Origin of the sequence: Rhizobium sp. CFBP 8762 (genome assembly GCF_014841565.1) — a bacterium.
Lineage (GTDB): Bacteria > Pseudomonadota > Alphaproteobacteria > Rhizobiales > Rhizobiaceae > CFBP-8762.
This window is the reverse complement of the sequence record NZ_JACYUD010000003.1, coordinates 72,908-89,712: the sequence shown is the minus strand read 5'-3', so window position 1 is coordinate 89,712 and position 16,805 is coordinate 72,908. Positions and strand designations below refer to the sequence as shown.

At 55.4% G+C, this 16,805-nt stretch carries 15 protein-coding genes and 1 pseudogene; 8 read left to right on the top strand and 8 right to left on the bottom strand.

The window, feature by feature from the left end; genetic code table 11:
- Positions 1-233 precede the first annotated feature (233 nt).
- The 7 genes from pcsA (at position 234) to IFT84_RS08940 (ending at position 8,125) form a co-directional block, all read left to right on the top strand.
- Positions 234-962 carry a phosphatidylcholine synthase gene (gene pcsA / locus IFT84_RS08970; protein ID WP_192118517.1) on the top strand — a complete coding sequence of 243 codons (729 nt, stop codon included), beginning with the start codon at positions 234-236 and terminating at the stop codon, positions 960-962.
- A complete protein-coding gene (locus IFT84_RS08965; RefSeq protein ID WP_192118515.1) occupies positions 959-1,945 on the top strand; it encodes a quinone oxidoreductase family protein in 987 nt (328 codons plus the stop codon). Before pcsA ends, IFT84_RS08965 begins: the two co-directional genes overlap by 4 nt.
- Positions 1,946-2,022: 77 nt before the next feature.
- Entirely contained in the window at positions 2,023-3,576 is a 1,554-nt protein-coding gene (locus tag IFT84_RS08960) for an ABC transporter ATP-binding protein (RefSeq protein ID WP_342212849.1), read from the top strand.
- Positions 3,566-4,663 carry an ABC transporter permease gene (locus IFT84_RS08955; protein ID WP_192118513.1) on the top strand — a complete coding sequence of 366 codons (1,098 nt, stop codon included), beginning with the start codon at positions 3,566-3,568 and terminating at the stop codon, positions 4,661-4,663. The genes IFT84_RS08960 and IFT84_RS08955 overlap by 11 nt, the downstream gene beginning before the upstream one ends.
- The gene (locus tag IFT84_RS08950; RefSeq protein ID WP_192118511.1) at positions 4,660-5,580 is read left to right on the top strand and encodes an ABC transporter permease; all 921 of its coding nucleotides are present in this window, start codon (positions 4,660-4,662) and stop codon (positions 5,578-5,580) included. The genes IFT84_RS08955 and IFT84_RS08950 overlap by 4 nt, the downstream gene beginning before the upstream one ends.
- 29 nt (positions 5,581-5,609) lie before the next feature.
- On the top strand, positions 5,610-6,680 hold the full coding sequence (locus IFT84_RS08945; protein ID WP_192118509.1) for a BMP family ABC transporter substrate-binding protein: 1,071 nt from the start codon (positions 5,610-5,612) through the stop codon (positions 6,678-6,680).
- Between the two features lie 149 nt (positions 6,681-6,829).
- Positions 6,830-8,125 (top strand): hemolysin family protein, encoded by a 1,296-nt coding sequence (locus IFT84_RS08940; protein WP_192118507.1) that lies wholly within the window; start codon positions 6,830-6,832, stop codon positions 8,123-8,125.
- Positions 8,126-8,475: 350 nt separating this feature from the next.
- On the opposite strand, the gene mnhG is transcribed toward IFT84_RS08940, so the two are convergent.
- From mnhG to IFT84_RS08900, 8 genes and pseudogenes are all read right to left on the bottom strand, one after another.
- Positions 8,476-8,877, bottom strand: a complete 402-nt coding sequence (gene mnhG / locus IFT84_RS08935; RefSeq protein WP_192118505.1) for a monovalent cation/H(+) antiporter subunit G — start codon at positions 8,875-8,877, stop codon at positions 8,476-8,478.
- Positions 8,874-9,155 carry a K+/H+ antiporter subunit F gene (locus tag IFT84_RS08930; protein ID WP_192118503.1) on the bottom strand — a complete coding sequence of 94 codons (282 nt, stop codon included), beginning with the start codon at positions 9,153-9,155 and terminating at the stop codon, positions 8,874-8,876. Before IFT84_RS08930 ends, mnhG begins: the two co-directional genes overlap by 4 nt.
- A complete protein-coding gene (locus IFT84_RS08925) occupies positions 9,152-9,640 on the bottom strand; it encodes a Na+/H+ antiporter subunit E (RefSeq protein ID WP_192118501.1) in 489 nt (162 codons plus the stop codon). Before IFT84_RS08925 ends, IFT84_RS08930 begins: the two co-directional genes overlap by 4 nt.
- Positions 9,637-11,289, bottom strand: coding sequence for a monovalent cation/H+ antiporter subunit D (locus IFT84_RS08920; RefSeq protein ID WP_192118499.1), 1,653 nt, complete (start codon positions 11,287-11,289; stop codon positions 9,637-9,639). Before IFT84_RS08920 ends, IFT84_RS08925 begins: the two co-directional genes overlap by 4 nt.
- Positions 11,270-11,599 carry a Na+/H+ antiporter subunit C gene (locus IFT84_RS08915; RefSeq protein ID WP_192118497.1) on the bottom strand — a complete coding sequence of 110 codons (330 nt, stop codon included), beginning with the start codon at positions 11,597-11,599 and terminating at the stop codon, positions 11,270-11,272. Before IFT84_RS08915 ends, IFT84_RS08920 begins: the two co-directional genes overlap by 20 nt.
- Positions 11,599-14,517 (bottom strand): monovalent cation/H+ antiporter subunit A, encoded by a 2,919-nt coding sequence (locus IFT84_RS08910; protein ID WP_192118495.1) that lies wholly within the window; start codon positions 14,515-14,517, stop codon positions 11,599-11,601. Before IFT84_RS08910 ends, IFT84_RS08915 begins: the two co-directional genes overlap by 1 nt.
- Before the next feature lie 92 nt (positions 14,518-14,609).
- Positions 14,610-15,539: pseudogene (locus tag IFT84_RS08905) on the bottom strand (lysylphosphatidylglycerol synthase transmembrane domain-containing protein); the annotation flags it as partial.
- Between the two features lie 571 nt (positions 15,540-16,110).
- Positions 16,111-16,356: a DUF2188 domain-containing protein gene (locus IFT84_RS08900; RefSeq protein WP_192118491.1), complete on the bottom strand. Its 246-nt coding sequence runs from the start codon at positions 16,354-16,356 to the stop codon at positions 16,111-16,113.
- A gap of 115 nt (positions 16,357-16,471) precedes the next feature.
- Here IFT84_RS08900 and IFT84_RS08895 point away from each other — a divergent pair, with 115 nt between their 5' ends.
- The gene (locus IFT84_RS08895; RefSeq protein ID WP_192118489.1) at positions 16,472-16,795 is read left to right on the top strand and encodes a hypothetical protein; all 324 of its coding nucleotides are present in this window, start codon (positions 16,472-16,474) and stop codon (positions 16,793-16,795) included.
- Positions 16,796-16,805: the final 10 nt, after the last annotated feature.

The window sequence follows — 16,805 nt, the reverse complement described above, 5'->3', positions numbered from 1 at the left end:
ACTGCTGCGACCATGAGGCGGATCGGCACGGTAGCGATTTTGCTTCAAACGATCATACGGACCTCTTGCTGCTGCAAACCCGCCTTTACGATTTCCCCAGAAGTTCGCAAGACAAAGGTGCGGCACTGTCCTTTTTGCTGGAAGATCATGGCAAAGCCTGCATAGTAGAGCTTGCGGTACGGTTTGAGCCTCCGCAGATGCTTTGGTAATTCTATGAGGATAAAAGGCCGCAGATGAAATTCTTCAATTACAGACGTGTGCCTTACGCCGAAATTCGTGCTTTCTCCGTTCATATTCTGACAGCTTCGGGTTCGTTTCTCGCTTTTCTCGGCGTGGTTGCCGCTGCGGAGCATCGCTTCGTAGACATGTTCTGGTGGCTGGGTCTGGCATTGGCAGTGGATGGTATTGATGGGCCAATTGCCCGTAAGGTGCGGGTCAAGGAGGTTCTGCCGAACTGGTCCGGCGATACGCTGGACAATGTCATCGATTACGTGACCTATGTGCTGCTTCCAGCGTTCGCGCTTTACCAAAGCGGCATGATTGGTGAGCCGTGGTCGTTCGTAGCGGCAGGCATGATCGTGGTGTCCAGTGCCATTTACTATGCGGATATGGGCATGAAGACCGAGGAGAATTTCTTCTCCGGCTTTCCTGTCGTCTGGAACATGCTGATATTCACGCTGTTTGTTATTAAAGCCAGCGAACTGACTGCGTCCATTATCGTTTTTGTCTCCGTGGTGTTGACGTTCCTGCCAATCAACTTTCTGCATCCTGTTCGGGTTCAACGGCTTCGGCCACTTAATCTGTTCGTGTTTTTCCTTTGGTCGGGCCTGAGCGGGTATGCACTGTTGCTGCACTTCAACTCGCCGGATTGGCTGGTGGCGGGCGTCGTTGGCACCGGTCTTTATCTCTACTGCATCGGCGGTGTGCTGCAGGCATTTCCTGCTTTGGGGCGTAAATCATGACGAGTTTGACGAGAGCAGTCACAATCAGCGCCTATGGCGGTCCCGAAGTGCTTCACTATCAGGATGTACCGTTGAACGCGCCGGGAGCGGGAGAGGTGCAAATTCGTCACCATGCCATCGGCCTGAACTTCATCGATATATACAAGCGCACAGGGATTTATCCGTCACCAGCGGGCTTTCCGTTCATTCCGGGTGAAGAAGGCGCAGGAGAGATTGTCGCAATCGGAAACAGTGTGAGCGGTTTTGCGGTCGGGGACCGGGTTGCGTATGGCTCATCTACGGGTGCCTATTGTGAGCATCGCAATATCAAGGCAAGCCAACTGGTAAAACTACCGGACGCGATTTCCTATGAAACAGCGGCTGCGATGATGCTGAAGGGCATGACGGCGCAGTATCTTCTAAACCAGACCTTTCAAGTGACGCCAGACACGACCTTACTGTTCCACGCTGCTGCCGGTGGCGTAGGGCTGATCGCCGGGCAGTGGGCAAAGGCATTGGGTGCCCGGGTTATAGGCACTGCCGGATCGGCCGAGAAGGTCGCGCTGGCACTCGATCACGGTTACGATCACGTGATCAATTATAAAGCTGAAAATTTCGTGGAACAGGTGCGTGGGTTGACTGATGATGCGGGCGTCGACGTCGTCTATGATTCGGTCGGCCGCGATACTTATCCCCAATCCCTTGACTGTTTGAAGCCGAGAGGCTTGTGGGTCAGCTTCGGGCAGTCCTCGGGCTTGGTTGAGCCGCTGCAAATCGGCATCCTCGCGCAAAAAGGCTCACTTTTTGCAACCCGTCCGACGCTGGGACACTATATTGCAACCCGCCAAGCACTCGAGGCATGTGCACAGTCGCTCTTTGATATTGTGCAGAGCAACAAAGTGGCTATCAATATCAATCAAACCTATTGCCTGAGCGACGTTGCTCTTGCGCAAAGCGATCTGGAACAGAGAAAAACAAGCGGGACAACCCTGCTTATTCCCTGATCGGGATAAGCCAGCACCAAAGGAAAGAGGCCAGCGTGTCCGTGACAAGCGAATCTGAAAGTTCGCGAGACGTTTTCGTGCAAAGTTCTTTGCTGGCTGTGCGCGGGCTGACCAAACGATTTGGCACGTTTGCAGCATGCGATGGAATTGACCTGGATATTCGCACCGGCGAAATTCATGCCCTGCTGGGTGAAAACGGCGCGGGCAAATCGACCCTTGTCAAAATGCTGTTTGGTGTTCTGGCTCCAACCGAAGGCGAAATCCTGTGGCGCGGCGAGCCGGTGAGCATCGCAAGTCCCGCAGACGCGCGAAAACTCGGCATTGGTATGGTCTTCCAGCACTTCTCGATGTTTGAAGCACTCACCGTTGCGGAAAATATTGCACTGTCCATGCCCCCCAATATTTCGTTGCAGAAGGTTGCAGCAGAGGCTGCGACCGTCTCGAAGGCATATGGTCTTCCGCTGGACCCGGCGGCGCATGTCGCGGACCTGTCGGTCGGGGAGCGCCAACGTATCGAGATTGTTCGGGCTCTTTTGCAGAATCCGCAACTGATCATTCTCGATGAGCCGACGTCGGTGCTGACGCCGCAGGAGGCGGACCGGCTGTTTGAAACGCTGGAGCGGCTCCGTGCCGAAGGGCGTTCTGTTCTCTACATCAGCCATCGGCTGGAGGAGGTGCAGCGCATCTGTCAACGGGCCACAGTGCTGCGGCACGGAAAGGTTACGGGCGCGTGTGATCCTCGTTTGGAAACCCCTGCATCTCTCGCCCGAATGATGGTGGGTGCCGATGTCAAATCGGTGCGGCACATTGCGAGCAGCGGTGGCGGTGCAGTGCAATTGGCGGCTGATCATCTGTCTGTCGCTGCGCGAACGCCCTTTTCCGTCTCGTTGAAAGACATCTGTCTTGAGGTCAGGGCTGGCGAAATTCTGGCAATTGCGGGCGTCGCGGGCAACGGCCAGAGCGAACTGTTCGATGCGTTGTCGGGAGAGTTTCCGGTTGAAGCCAACACGGCAATCTCGATCCGCGGCAAGCCGGTCGGTTCGCTTGGCATTACCGCCCGCCGTCTTCTCGGGGGCAGTTTTGTGCCAGAGGAGCGCCAGGGTCACGCTACCGTCCCGGCATTGACGCTGGCGGATAACCTCGTGCTTGCCCGCAACCAGTCGGATGCCCGGGTTTTTCTCGGCGGGGGACTTCTCCAGATCATTCGACACATGATCGTCCGCGTGGCATCCACCCGCATTTCCAAGGCTATGGACGTGCGCAAAAGCGGGGAAGACCCCGCTGCGGCGTCTTTGTCCGGCGGTAACCTGCAAAAATTTATCATCGGGCGCGAGTTGGACCGCCAGCCATCAGTGCTGATTGTCAATCAGCCAACGTGGGGCGTGGATGCGGGCGCAGCGAGCCGTATACGCCAGGCATTGGTCGATCTGGCAAAGGCCGGTTCGGCAGTGCTGGTCATCAGTCAGGATCTCGATGAGATTTATGAGGTTGCCAGCAGTATTGCGGTTATCAGTGATGGTAAGTTGTCACGTTCCTACCCGGCTGAGCAGATCACACGCGAACAGATTGGCCTGCTGATGGGCGGAACGCAGTCCAATCATTCAGCCCCGGAGACCAGCCATGCGCATTGAACTGCAAAAACGCGCCGGCCATTCGGTTCTGTTTTCCATTCTTTCGCCCTTTATTGCCCTCGGGCTGACGGTCCTGTTTGGCGGCCTGATGTTTGCGCTACTCGGCAAGGATCCGGTGGTGGCACTCTACAGTTTCATCATCGAACCGCTGCTGGAAGTCTGGTCGCTGCACGAACTGGCGATAAAGGCAGCGCCTTTGATCCTCATCGCTGTCGGTTTGTCGGTCTGTTACCGCTCGAACAACTGGAATATCGGGGCTGAAGGTCAGTTCATCATGGGAGCCATTGCCGGTTCGGTCATTCCGGTGGTGTTTTATGAGTGGCAGTCGCCGCTTGTTTTGCCGCTGATGTTGCTGATGGGAATGCTCGGAGGCGCGCTATATGCGGGTATCCCTGCCTTCCTCAAGGCGCATCTCAACACCAATGAGATTTTGACCAGTCTGATGCTGGTCTACAGCGCCCAGTTGTTTCTCGACTGGTTGGTCCGTGGACCGTGGCGCAACCCCACGGGCATGAATTTTCCTGAAACCCGGCTGTTCGCGCCGAATGCAATTTTGCCGGAAATGTTGAGTTCGGGCCGCACCCATTGGGGCTTTGCCTTCGCCATTCTGGCGGCACTGGCCATCTGGTTCATGATGCGGTTCACCCTGAAAGGCTTTGAAATTACTGTTCTTGGCCAGTCGGAGCGGGCAGGGCGCTTTGCAGGCTTTTCGCCCAAGCGCATGATCTGGTTCTCCATGTTGCTATCCGGCGCGCTGGCTGGTCTTGCTGGTATCAGCGAAGTCAGTGGAGCCATAGGGCAATTGCGTCCGGTGATTTCGCCCGGCTACGGATTTACAGCGATCATCGTCGCCTTTCTCGGACGGCTCAATCCGCTGGGGATTGTCGCCGCTGGTCTTGTTCTGGCGTTAACCTACCTGGGCGGCGAAGCCGCACAACTATCAATCGGCGTATCGGATAAGGTCACCCGCGTGTTTCAGGGGCTGCTGCTATTTTTTGTTCTGTCCTGCGATACGCTCATCCACTACCGCATTCGCGTTATCACGTCATCGTTGACCGGGCGTTTGTCAGGCGGTGACACAGCATGACCATTCTTGAAGCGATCCTCCTGACAGTTATCACGGCCTCAACACCGCTGGTGCTGGCAGCCCTTGGCGAACTCGTGACCGAGCGTTCCGGCGTCCTCAATCTGGGCGTCGAGGGCATGATGATCATGGGCGCCGTCTGCGCATTTGCGGCCACCAATTTGACTGGCTCGCCCTATATCGGCGTTCTCGCGGGCGTTGTCAGCGGCGCGGCTTTCTCCCTGCTGTTTGGTTTCCTGACACTCACGCTGGTGGCCAATCAGGTGGCAACGGGGTTGGCGCTGACCATTCTGGGGCTTGGCCTGTCTGGAATGATCGGCGAAAGTTTTGTCGGGCTGTCGGGTATCAAGTTGCCGCCACTTGCCATTCCGGTTTTGTCTGACATTCCTTATCTGGGACCCCTTCTTTTCCGGCAGGACCTGATCTTCTATCTGTCGATAGCCTTGATCGCGGGGGTCAACTGGTTTTTGTTTTCCACCAGAGCCGGCCTGAAGTTACGCTCGGTTGGTGACAATCACGCTTCTGCCCATGCACTCGGCATCAATGTTCTTCGTACGCGGTATCTCGCCGTTCTGTTCGGCGGTGCTTGCGCGGGTCTGGCCGGAGCACAGCTTTCGCTTGTCTACACGCCGCAGTGGGTGGAAAACATGTCTGCCGGTCGTGGCTGGATTGCTCTGGCACTGGTGGTGTTTGCATCCTGGCGGCCATGGCGCATTGTTGCCGGTGGGTATTTGTTTGGTGCCGTTTCCATCAGCCAGTTGCATGCGCAGGCGCTGGGCATCGGTGTTCCCTCGCAGTTCCTGTCAGCACTTCCCTATCTTGCGACGGTGGTGGTTCTTGTGCTCATCTCACGCAACCGCCGCATGACGCTGATCAATACCCCGGCATCTCTCGGAAAGCCGTTTGTGCCGGACAGATAAACCAACAAAACTCAAACAGGGGTATCACAATGAAAAAAATCGTTCTCGCTCTGGCAGCCTCAGCGGCGATGCTGGGTGCGTTTTCGCCAGCAAGCGCTGCCGATAAGGCCAAAATCTGCTTCATCTATGTCGGCTCCAAAACCGATGGTGGCTGGACGCAGGCCCATGACATTGGCCGTCAGGCACTGGAAAAAGAGTTTGGCGACAAAATTGAAACGGCATTTCTGGAAAGCGTTCCAGAGGGTCCTGATGCCGAACGTGCTATCGAGCGTATGGCTCGTTCCGGCTGTGGCATGATCTACACAACATCCTTTGGCTTTATGGACGCAACAGTGAAGGTTGCGCAGAAGTTTCCGGATGTGAAGTTTGAACATGCGACGGGCTACAAGACCGCTGCCAACATCGCGACCTATAACAGCCGTTTCTACGAAGGTCGTTATATCAGCGGTCAGATCGCCGCCAAGCTATCGAAGAATGGCGTAGCAGGCTACATCGGCTCATTCCCGATCCCGGAAGTGGTGCAGGGCATCAACGCGTTCCTCATCGGCGCACGGTCGGTGAACCCAGAGTTCAAGATGAAGGTCATCTGGGCGAACACCTGGTTTGACCCCGGCAAGGAAGCCGATGCAGCCAAGGCGCTGATCGATCAGGGCGTTGATATCCTCGCACAGCACACGGACACGACTGCGCCGATGCAGGTTGCAGCCGAGCGCGGCATTAAAGCTTTCGGTCAGGCATCCGATATGATCAAGGCGGGTCCTCAAACGCAGCTGACGGCGATTGTGGACACTTGGGGCGCCTATTACATCAAGCGCACACAGGCGTTTCTGGACGGCAAATGGACGTCGCAGTCCAGCTGGGACGGCCTGAAAGACGGCATCCTGACCATGGCCCCTTACACCAACATGCCCGATGACGTGAAGGCGATGGCAGAAGCAACACAGGCGAAAATCGAGTCCGGCGAGTTGAAGCCGTTCTCCGGCCCGCTCAACAAGCAGGATGGCAGCGTCTGGCTGAAAGCGGGTGAAAGCGCTGACGACGCGACCCTGCTGGGGTTGAACTTCTATGTAGAAGGCGTTGACGACAAGCTGCCGCAATAAGGTTTTCAAGATCGGGGCGGCTCTGTCGCCCCGATTTTTTAGAGTTCCTCATGATAAATCTATTGTGTGACGCGGATGTTCCAACCTCAAGCCCTTGCCGCTTTCGCCAGCACGGCTTATTTGGTTACGACGCTCCCAAACGGTGACCCATGTCCGAACTGATTGTTATACTGCTTCTTTTGCTGATCAATGCATTCTTCGCGCTCTCAGAAATGGCGCTGGTATCGGCAAGTCGCCCGATGCTCCGGCAGATGGCGCGCCAAGGCAACAAAAGAGCAGCCTCCGCACTGGTTCTGGCGGAAGACTCCGGGCGTTTTCTCTCAACGGTTCAAGTGGGCATTACGCTTGTTGGTACGTTGGCGGGCGCCTACGGCGGTGCGACGATTGCCGACAAACTGACACCTGTTCTCAACGACATTGCGTGGATCAACCCCTATGGCGCGACGGTGTCGGTGGCGCTCGTTGTTTCCCTGATTACCTATCTTTCCGTCATCATCGGCGAACTCATCCCCAAGCAACTGGCGCTGCGCAATGCGGAAACGCTGGCCATGCTGGTGGCGACACCCATGACGATACTGTCGCGCGTCGCCTCGCCTATCGTCATCCTGTTTGAGGGTTCGGCCTCGTTGATCATGCGCTTGTTCGGCATTATCGGCAGTGACCGCGATCAGGTGACGGAGGCTGAGGTTCAGGCCATCATGGCCGAAGGTGTGGAAAGCGGCGCCATCGAACAGTCGGAGCATGAGATGCTAAGGCGGATCATTCGGCTCGGGGACCGTAACGTCAAGTCGATCATGACGCACCGCACAGAGGTGAGTTTCATTGATATCGACGATACGTTTGACGAAATCCGCCAGAAGGTTCACCAGCACGGCCACTCCCGTTATCCTGTCATCGACCCGGAAACCGGTGATGTTCTAGGCGCAGTTTTGGCGAAGGAATTGCTGGATGCGGCCCTGACTGGCGGTGACTTCAACGTTCGCGAGTTCATCAAGGATGTTCACACTCTGCCGGAGACAACAACATGTCTCAAGGCACTCGAAGCGTTCAAAACGTCCAGCATCAACCTTGCGCTGATCGTCGACGAATATGGCAGTACGGAAGGTATTGTCACCATTGCGGACATTCTGGAAGCCATCGTCGGGGTGCTGCCTTCTAACTATGACGATCTGGAGCACGCTCTTATCGTTCTTCGGGAAGACGGCTCTTATCTGGTCGATGGCAGAACGCCAATCGACGAAATTCACCTCAGCCTCGGGCTGGACGATATTGACGGCACCGGCCATTATGAAACGATTGCTGGCTTCCTGGTACAGGAGCTGCGCAAGACGCCGAATGAAGGCGATTATACCGAAGCCTTTGGCTATCGCTTTGAGGTAATCGACATGGATGGCCGGCGGATCGATAAGATTCTGATTTCCAAGGTGGCCGCTTCGGACGACTAACCCCTGGTGCTGCAGTAAGGTCTGTTACGGCTGCGGCGGGCAGATTGTCTCACCCCGAAAGTCTGCCGAAGCGCAACCCAAACGGTCAAAACCAGTATTCAGATTGCTTGTCGCTCTGCCAATGCCGCAGCTTGCAAGAGTGGTGAGGCTGATCATGACCAACAGCAAACGAACCATTCTACTCTCCATTACCGTTTCGAACTGATGTCGGCCTAAAAGCAAAAAGGCCGGGGTAAACCCGACCTTTCCTAATTCGCCTCGACACTCAGTGCCAGTACATCCGTGGTCAAACAGTGGAAGCGAACTATCTCAACAATGCATTCCTACACACGTATTATGTCACCCGTATGTCAGTCTGCATTGGTGTTAGACGGTAGATGGGTGTTGGCGCGCAGGTTTTCAAGACCGTTTTTTTCTTGGTCAGGGATGGTATCGTTTCCCTCTGCACGATCTCGATGGAGAGCGGCATGGCCGAGCAGCATCAGCGTGATCGGGGTTGTCATGGTCATGAATGCAATGATCAGCAGCTCGTGCGCCACCCATCCGCCCTGCAGGATGAAGGCAATCATTGACCCGATTGAAATGAGGATTACTCCACCGCTGGCCCCCAGGGCGGGCGCATGAAGGCGGTTATAAAATGTTTCCAGCCGCGCCAGTCCAATCGCGCCAATAAGGGTCAGAAGCGCTCCGGCAAGTACGAAAAACGATACGACTATTGCTGCCCAGACGGGAATTGTTTCCACCCCACTCATTCAATCACCTCGCCACGCATCAGGAACTTGGCAAAAGCTATGCTCGACACGAATCCAAGAAGGGCAATTACCAGCGCAGCCTCGAAATAGAGTGTGCTACCGGTACGAATGCCAAATACCAGAAGGAACAACAGGGCGTTGACGTAGAGAAAGTCCAGCCCCAGAATACGGTCCTGCGCACGCGGTCCTTTGACGATCCGGTAGCCAGCACACACCATGGCGAAGACGATAATGGCCTGCGCGGCTGTAAGCGACCAAAGCAGAATGGTAGCACTCATTCAAATATCTCCCTGAGGGGCGCCTCGTATCGCATCTTGATCAAATCGATCCAGTGCTGCTCGTCAACAAGGTCCAGAATATGGAGCAGCAGGGTGCGTTTGGCCGTATCGAATTCCAGCCATATGGTGCCGGGGGTTGCTGCAAGAATGCAAGCCAGCACAGCGAGAGCGTTCCTATCCTGCAGTTCCAGTTGCAGCCGCAGGAAACCGGATGTTTGCTTGCGGTGCCGACCGCGCAGAATAACCCGGGCGACAGCAAGATTCGACCGTGCGACATCGAGAATAATATGTCCAAGAAGCGTTACTACCAGCGCTGGCTTCCTGATACGCGATTTCTGCGGGTCCAGCGACAGCACAACCCAACATAAGGACAGCGACAGCACCGAGCCCAGCAGAATCTGTCCCAGAGACACGGACTGGTTGACCAGCAACCAGATGATCAACAGAAACAGGGCCAGGAGCGGATAGGGAAACCAATATTTCATGGTGCCTCTCCTGTTGTTGGCGGAGCGACCGGCTTCAGGCCAATGACCTGCTGGATGTATAGCTCCGGCCTCTGTAGTGATCGTGCCGTCGCTTCCATATAGCGCATGGTTGGGCCTGCAAGAATTGTCATCCCGACACACACCGCCAAAAGCGCTGCGACGGGCACAATTTCCAGCAAGACCACTCGGGGAATGGTACCTTCAATAGATGCCCAGAAGGTGCGGATACCGACGCGGCTAAGCGCGATCATGCTGGCAAGGCCTGAGATGATGACCAGCGTTACATAGCTCCAGTCAGCGGCAGTGAGGGCATGGGATGAATTCCCCATACCCGACGGATTGAAGACGCCATTTAGAATAGAAAATTTTGCAATAAAGCCGGAAAAGGGGGGTAAACCCGAGATCAGCAATGCAACCAGGCAGAAGCATCCGCCGAGAATCGCCATGGTGGCGGGAATGGAAACGCCAATTTCTTCCTCGACAGTATCCTCATCCGTATCCCCATAGGCCTCCATGGTGACCGCGAGAACGTCCGCACCGGCATCACGTCCTCGCTCCACCAGTTCTATCAGCAGGAAGAAGGCTCCAATCGCCAGCGTTGAGCTGACGAGATAGAACAGGGCTCCACCTATGACGGCGGTGTTTCCCAACCCAATCGCAGCCAGCAGCGTGCCGGAAGAGATAAGCAGGCAGTAGCTTGCCAATCTTGGCACCGCTTGCGACGCGAGTACCCCAACCAGACCGAAGACGATGGTTGCCAAACCGCCCAACAGCAGCACCCAGGTTCCAAAACCGGTTGAGGTGCCAGCCTGATCACTGAACAACAACAGAGACAGGCGAAGGATGATGTAGATACCAACCTTGCTCAAAATCGCGAATATAGCCGCAGCCGGGGGTGATGCTGCAGCATAGGCAGGCGGCAGCCAGAACCCCAGCGGCCACATTCCGGCTTTCACCAGAAACGCAACGCCGAGAATGGCTGCACCCGCCTCCATCATCATACGGGTTTCAGGGCCGATCTGCGTAATTTTCACGGCAAGATCTGCCATGTTCAACGTGCCCGTTGAGCCATAAATTAGGCTGACCCCGATAAGAAACAGAAACGATGCGGCGAGATTGATCGCGATATAATGCAAGCCCGCCTTGACGCGCACCGGGCCAGAGCCGTGCAACATCAAGCCGTAAGAGGCGGCCAGCATAACCTCGAAAAAGACGAACAGGTTGAAGAGGTCGCCGGTGAGAAATGCGCCGTTGATGCCGACGAACAACAGTTGCAGCATGGTGTGGAAATGTTGGCCCGCATTGTGCCAACGCGCCAGCGCGTAGATGTGCGTCGCCAACCCGAGAACGCTGGTTAGCAGCAACATAAGAGCTGACAGGCGATCCAGTACGAACACGATGCCGAAGGGCGCGGGCCAATTGCCGAGCAAATACGCGTTGCTGCTTGCATCGGGTTCAGCTTTCGCAACAACGATCAGGGCCATTGCAATGAAGACGAGAAACAGGGTCGACAGAAAGCTGATGACGGCTTTGATGGGACGGCGACGCTCGTCAATGGGAATGATGATGGCCGCTGTGAGCAATGGCAGCAGGATTGGCAGCAGGATAAGATGGTTCATGGCTGGCATGCTATTCCCTCGAGTCCACATGGTCCGTGCCTGTGAAACCACGTGCAGCCAGCAAAACCACGAGGAAGAGTGCCGTCATTGCAAAACCGATAACGATAGCGGTCAGCACCAGCGCTTGAGGAACTGGGTCCGTCAGTGCCTGTGTTGACACCCCATCTCTCAGCACGGGAGGCGAATTAAAGGTCAACCTGCCCATGCTGAAAATGAACAGGTTGACGGCGTAGGACAACAAAGAAAGCCCGATGATGACCTGATAGGTTCTGGGCCGGAATAATAGCCAGGTACCGGAGGCCGAGAGTACGCCGATGCCAATGGACAAGACGATTTCCATCACACCACCTCCTTCAGTTTGGCTTTCAAGGCGCGCGCTTGCGCACGGGGTGAACGAATGGACTGGTGCGCCAGCGCAATCAGAATCAGCACAGTGGCGCCCACAACGAGCAGGAAGACCCCGAGATCGAACAGCACCGCAGTGGCCAGCGGAATGGTGCCAATCAGCGGGATATCGACGTATCGGAACGCGGAGGTCAGGAATGGATAGCCGAAGGCCCACGCACCAGCCCCGGTCAGCGACGCGAAAATAAGTCCCACGCTCATCCAGCGCAGTGGCAGAATTCGCAAGCGCTCTTCCACCCAGCGGGTGCCCTTGGCCATATACTGCAGGATAAAAGCGATGGACATGGTGATACCGGCGGCGAAACCGCCACCGGGTAGGTCGTGCCCCCGGAAGAACAGGAAGGCAGCCAGCATTCCTATGATCGGAAATAGCCACTTCATCAGCACGGAGGGAATCGCCAGATAATCGGTCGCCGTGTCGCCCTTGTTGCGCTCTGGCTGAGCATCGTCGAATGCGTTCTGTACTTGCTGTTGCTGCGGCAGTTCCAGGCTGTCCGAAGCCGGACGGAACCGCCGTAGCAGCGCATAGACGCTGAGGGCAACGATACACAGCACCGTGATTTCGCCGAGCGTATCAAATCCCCGGAAATCGACCAGAATGACGTTGACGACGTTGCGTCCTCCGCCTTCTGAATAGGCCTTGTCCAAAAAGTAAGATGATATGCTTTCGGATACGGGCCGTGTCATGATGGAATAAGAAATCAGCATCATGCCGATTCCGATTGCCACGGCGAGAACCAGATCGCGCAGACGGCGCATACGAACACCGAACGTCAGTCGCTCTTCGTCTTCCACCAGTTGCAGCCGTTTGGGAAGCCAGCGAAGGCCAAGCAGGATCAGCACCGTGGTGACGATTTCTACCAGCAATTGGGTGACGGCCAGATCCGGCGCGGACATCCACACGAACGACAGACACGTCACCAGACCCGCACCACCCAGCAACACGAGCGATGCCAGTCGGTGAAACTTCGCTTGATACGCAGCGGCGATGGCGAAGGCTGCACCAATCAGCCAAAGAAACGCGAAGGCTGGATCAACATCACTCAATGCCATGGCTGCGGGCCGGAAACCACCAAGGTATAAAACAACGGCCGCAGACGCGAGGGAGAAACCAGCGAGCACGCGGAGTTGAGGCTGTAGGCGGCGCGTTGCAATGGTTTTTTCAAGCGATCTGGCCCACTTCCAGGATATAGTAACGAGCACACGTTCGAAAATGCGCTTACCTTGCAATTCTCGCAGCAGGGGCGGGCCTTCGATGCTTGATTTCAGGTAATTTCGCATCAGCACATACAGCAGGATACCGCCTGCCAGCGCGATAATGCTCATCAGTAAGGGCAGATTGAAGCCATGCCAAACCGCCAGACTGTAAACAGGCGTCTGCGCGCCCAGAACAGAGATGACGGCAGTGTGCAAGAACGGTCCAATTGTCCAGGCTGGGATAATGCCAATGACCAGACAAACAAAGACAAGAAACTCAACGGGCGCGCGCATCCAATGCGGCGGTTCATGCGGTTTGATCGGCAGATCGGTAGGCGGCGGGCCGAAAAATACCCCGTGAATGAAGCGTAGCGAGTAAACCACACTGAACATGCTGGCGAGTGTTGCGATATACGGCGTGATTGTGTCCAGAGCGGATGGAACATGCGTTTCGATTGCTTCTGCAAAGAACATTTCTTTGGACAGAAACCCGTTCAACAATGGCACGCCGGCCATTGCTGCACTGGCGACCATCGCCAGCGTGGCGGTTATCGGCATGTATCGCGCAAGCCCCGTTAAACGCCTCAGATCGCGAGTCCCGGTTTCATGGTCGATGATACCGGCTGCCATAAAGAGCGATGCCTTGAACGTCGCGTGATTGACTGTATGGAAGATAGCCGCGACGGCGGCGATGGGGCTGCCAAGGCTTAACAGCACCGTAATGAGCCCCAGATGACTGATTGTTGAATAGGCGAGTAGACCCTTCAGATCCTGCTGGAAAATGGCAAAATAGGCACCGAGCAAAAGGGTGGTCAGCCCGGCTGTTCCAACAACCCAGAACCACGCATCTGTACCTGCCAGCACTGGCCAGAACCGGGTTAGCAAAAAGACTCCCGCTTTCACCATCGTTGCGGAATGCAGATAGGCCGAAACCGGAGTAGGGGCTGCCATGGCGTGCGGAAGCCAGAAATGAAACGGAAACTGAGCGCTTTTTGTCAGCGCACCCATCAGGATCAGCAGCAACACGGAAAGATAAAGCGGATGGGCTCGTATCTTTGCGCCCGATGCAAGTACGACGTCCAGATCATAGCTGCCGACGATATGGCCGAGCAGCAGCAGACCAACCAGCAAACAGAGCCCGCCGGTTGCCGTTACAATCAAAGCCATACGCGCCCCATCCCGAGCCGCGGCATTGTGATGCCAGTACCCGATCAGCAGGAAGGACACGATGCTCGTTAGTTCCCAGAAGATCGCCAGAAGGACGATGTTACCCGACAGGATGAGCCCAAGCATAGACCCCATGAAGGCCAGAAACAGCGAGAAGAAACGCGGTACCGGATCTTCCGGCGACATATAATAGCGTGCATAGACCACAACGAGCAGACCGATGGCGCTGATCAAAACCGTGAACAGCCACGCAAAACCATCCATCCGCAATGTCAGATTTAGCCCCAGATCAGGAAGCCAGCCAAGTTCAGCCCGCAGAATAGCGCCGTCGGTTACACTCGGATACAGTCCGGCCGTCAACGCAAGAGCGAAAAGAGAGGTGAGGCCCGCGAGCCAAGTGGCGAAGCCGCGTGCAGATGTGGGCACCAGTGCTGCAACAAGACAGCTCAGAAACGGCAGAAACACCAGTGCGAACAGAAGATTACCCATTAATGTCCGTCTCGTTTTGTCAAAATTGTCGCGTCTTTATCGGAGCTTGTTGCAAACTGTTCAGCGGGCGAGGGTGAAATACGCTCGCGCCTCTTCTCCGCCCGGTATCGCGATCCCTCGAAAACGAGAATAACACCGAGCGCAAAAACGAACGGGATCAGCAGATACAGTAGCCTGAACACTACCAACGCAGCCAGAACATCAGCCGGGTTCATTTCCGGAAGACCGGCGATAAAAACCAACTCAAGAACACCAATTCCACCCGGCGCATGGGATAACAGCGCGACTGAAAAAGACGCGAGAAAAATCCCCAGCACAACCAGAAAACCCGGATTGCCCGCATGGGGTAGCGCGAAGTAGATGATCGACGCCGCAGCGATCAATTCCATCGGTGCAATGATCAGTTGGCGAAGGACGAGCGAGGGTTTCGGATATTCGAGCTTCAGCCAGCGCGTCCGAATGGGGCGAAAGCCGACAAGACTCCCAATCACATAGAGCGCCACGAACACCAGCATGACCGTGCCTGTCGAAACAGCTGCACCCAGTGGCAGGACATCGGTAAATCGCTCGATAATGTCGGGTTGAAGGAGAAGCACCAGAGCCGATAGCATGACCGTGCCCAATGCGAACGTAAACGAGCAGAACGCAACCAGAAGGCCCACTTCGGTGACTGTCAGTCCTTTCGACTGATAGGCCCGATACCGAACAACAGCTCCGGAAAAGACGGATGCGCCAAGATTGTGCGACAGTGCGTATGTCGTGAACGAGCACAGGCTGATGAAAATCAACGATATCTTGTGACCAAGATGTTCCAGCGCCAGCCGATCATAGCCAGCCAGCGCGGCATAGGCAACGACCGTTGAAAGCACGCACAAGACCCAGCCATGTAAAGGAATAGCAATCAGCGATGACATGAACGCGTCGAACGACAACCCGCGTAGCTCGTGATACAGCGCCCACAGCGAAAACATGATCGCCGCGAGTCCGATTACAGGCCATATGAATTTTCGTAGTGTTTTCATATGTTAGGTCTTTTCACACTTGCAGTCTATTGGCTGCTTGTGAGGAAACATACGCTTATTGTTCGAAGAGCGCGACGATTGGCTGAGTTCAGCCCGTTTCAGGCCGTTGGTGGCGCTCTTGGCAGGATAGAATGAAAGATTGCAGAGTCCGCGGACCTGTCATGCGTTAAATGAGTTACCTTCGACCCGTGAAACAGTACCGTATAGAGACTAGACCTGGCGTTCAGATAAGACGCGGAATGCGGAGACAACAACTCGTAAGGCGCTGCTATTGACCCCACATCGTCAGTTTTTGCCGATTCAATGGTGAGCGTATAAGGGCATTTGGTCGTTTCAATGCATAGTACGATCTGCGACAAAAACGTGACACAAAAGACAAGACCAATTGCGACGGCGACCGTCGCACGTGTGCCGCACAAGAAGCGAAGATTTCGTGAGCGCGTTTCTTGAAACCCTTGCAACAATTGTCCCTGACCGGTTTTTAACATGCTCTAAAAGAGCATCGCAAACACCCGCCGGTCAACCCTATATCTTGTCGTTTTGGCGGAATACCGAACTTTTTTCACTATAGCTAGGATTGATCCTCGATGGTCGTTTCCGGGCGATCTCCGCCGGATGCCGTTTCCTCCACCCAGTTGCCTGCTTCATCCTGGTAACTGATGATTTCGTCGTTGCCACCAACCTGTTGCTCTTGTGCCGCTGCTTCTGCAGCCCTGAGTGCGGCGTCATGCGTGGGGAAAGGTTCGGAAAATACGTCGCCAACCTTGTAGGCCCAGCCGCCATCGTGCTCTACGATTTTGTAGGTTACATTTACCATTCTGCTCTCCTTTGACTGCTGTTCAGAACGGCTGGCGGCGAACTTGGTTCCTGCGCAGTGACGGAACAGTAGAGGCGCTTATGCGTTAAGCTGCTGAAACAAAAAGGAGAGTGTTATGATTGAAACCAAAGAAGGCTCGGGTCACCTGCAAATTGGACAGGAGCAAACACCAGTCTCCTATAAGCTATCTGCTGGAAGCATTCCCGACGAGCCTAACACGGTTATCGTATCGCTTCACGCGCCTAGAGACTGGCTGCTGCAAAAGGGCTTTATTGAGCATGCAGAGCTGATTTTGGAGAACGGTGAAGTCGTTACCGTCTCGTCGGAGAAGCCTGTTACGGTTGCTGATGTTGCCGCCATCCCGCTTGAATTTACCGATACCTCCTGCGATAGCCATGATGCGATCGTAAAGAAGTACCCGGAATTCGCCGAGCTGTAAGGGAAGCTGG

Excerpts from the sequence above, each read along its gene's own strand:
- pcsA (WP_192118517.1), top strand. The coding sequence starts at position 234 with ATGAAATTCTTCAATTACAGACGTGTGCCTTACGCCGAAATTCGTGCT.
- IFT84_RS08965 (WP_192118515.1), top strand. The coding sequence starts at position 959 with ATGACGAGTTTGACGAGAGCAGTCACAATCAGCGCCTATGGCGGTCCC.
- IFT84_RS08955 (WP_192118513.1), top strand. The coding sequence starts at position 3,566 with ATGCGCATTGAACTGCAAAAACGCGCCGGCCATTCGGTTCTGTTTTCC.
- IFT84_RS08950 (WP_192118511.1), top strand. The coding sequence starts at position 4,660 with ATGACCATTCTTGAAGCGATCCTCCTGACAGTTATCACGGCCTCAACA.
- IFT84_RS08945 (WP_192118509.1), top strand. The coding sequence starts at position 5,610 with ATGAAAAAAATCGTTCTCGCTCTGGCAGCCTCAGCGGCGATGCTGGGT.
- IFT84_RS08940 (WP_192118507.1), top strand. The coding sequence starts at position 6,830 with ATGTCCGAACTGATTGTTATACTGCTTCTTTTGCTGATCAATGCATTC.
- mnhG (WP_192118505.1), bottom strand. The coding sequence starts at position 8,877 with ATGAGTGGGGTGGAAACAATTCCCGTCTGGGCAGCAATAGTCGTATCG.
- IFT84_RS08930 (WP_192118503.1), bottom strand. The coding sequence starts at position 9,155 with ATGAGTGCTACCATTCTGCTTTGGTCGCTTACAGCCGCGCAGGCCATT.
- IFT84_RS08925 (WP_192118501.1), bottom strand. The coding sequence starts at position 9,640 with ATGAAATATTGGTTTCCCTATCCGCTCCTGGCCCTGTTTCTGTTGATC.
- IFT84_RS08920 (WP_192118499.1), bottom strand. The coding sequence starts at position 11,289 with ATGTGGACTCGAGGGAATAGCATGCCAGCCATGAACCATCTTATCCTG.
- IFT84_RS08915 (WP_192118497.1), bottom strand. The coding sequence starts at position 11,599 with ATGGAAATCGTCTTGTCCATTGGCATCGGCGTACTCTCGGCCTCCGGT.
- IFT84_RS08910 (WP_192118495.1), bottom strand. The coding sequence starts at position 14,517 with ATGGGTAATCTTCTGTTCGCACTGGTGTTTCTGCCGTTTCTGAGCTGT.
- IFT84_RS08900 (WP_192118491.1), bottom strand. The coding sequence starts at position 16,356 with ATGGTAAATGTAACCTACAAAATCGTAGAGCACGATGGCGGCTGGGCC.
- IFT84_RS08895 (WP_192118489.1), top strand. The coding sequence starts at position 16,472 with ATGATTGAAACCAAAGAAGGCTCGGGTCACCTGCAAATTGGACAGGAG.